General features: G+C 74.5%; 1 protein-coding gene. It reads right to left on the reverse strand.

Annotated elements, in window-relative coordinates; translation table 11 throughout:
* Positions 1-87: 87 nt before the first annotated feature.
* Positions 88-798 carry a hypothetical protein gene (locus ACFQ87_RS43230; protein WP_380616505.1) on the reverse strand — a complete coding sequence of 237 codons (711 nt, stop codon included), beginning with the start codon at positions 796-798 and terminating at the stop codon, positions 88-90.
* Positions 799-922 lie beyond the last annotated feature (124 nt).

The following is a 922-nucleotide window of genomic DNA, read 5'->3' on the forward strand; positions in this document are numbered from 1 at the left end:
CGGCGAGGTCCCGTGCGATCCGCCGGGCACCAGTCGGGTCTTCCTGACCAAGGACCTCACCGCACTCACGGGCCGCGAAGCCGAGGTTCAGAGACCAGCCGGCCAGTTGTAGTTTCCCGGCACGGTGACGGAGGCGTTCTCGGCGGCCGTGCCGTACACCAGGGCGATCTCGTCGTGGGCGTGCAGCTGGATCGCCGCCGGGTCGCCGCTCACCGCCTTGCCGTCGACGTACGCGGTCAGCGTGTGGGTGGCGTCGGTGCGCAGCCCGCCGAGGTGGTCGGCGGAGGCGGAGACCTGCCACTCGGTCAGGAACTGGCCCAGGGTGAAGTCGGCGTTCACCGGCGACTCGACGTGGATGACGCCGGTGGTGTCGTGGGTGTGCAGCGGGCTGATCCGCTGCGCGCTCTCGTCGATGCCGACCAGCGCGGGCACCGTCACGGGCTGACCGTCGGCGTACACGTCGAGGTGCGCGTGGATGTGCAGGGCCGTGCCCTCGGCGCCGAGCATCGGCAGGCCGGCCGCCTTCACGGCTGCCGCGACGTCGGCGGGGGCGTCCCAGGGCGGCGGGGTGGTCCGGCCCTCGGCGGTGGTCCGCGGCTGCGCCGGGACCCCGGAGGGTGGGGACGAGCCCTGGTTCGTCGCGATCACGACGGCGATCCCGCCCACCACGATGGCCAGCACCAGGACGATCACTCCGGCCACCAGCCACCGCCGGCGCCGCTCGCGACGGACCTCCGCCGCCCGGAGCGCCGCGACGCGGGACCGTCGTCCGGACGGCCCCGGGTTCTGCGCTGACATCGGTGCGCGCCTCCTCGATCGAGGTAGCTGCCCTTTCAGCCTGGCAGAGTCCGCCCCTCCCGGCGCGTCGAGCCCGGTGGCGCCCGCACAGCGTCGCGGCCCCGGCCCCCGCGGAGGGGATCGG

This window comes from Kitasatospora sp. NPDC056531 (genome assembly GCF_042794375.1).
In the GTDB taxonomy this organism is placed as follows: Bacteria; Actinomycetota; Actinomycetes; order Streptomycetales; family Streptomycetaceae; genus Kitasatospora.

Coding starts and splice junctions, on each gene's coding strand:
- ACFQ87_RS43230 (WP_380616505.1), bottom strand. CDS start 798: ATGTCAGCGCAGAACCCGGGGCCGTCCGGACGACGGTCCCGCGTCGCG.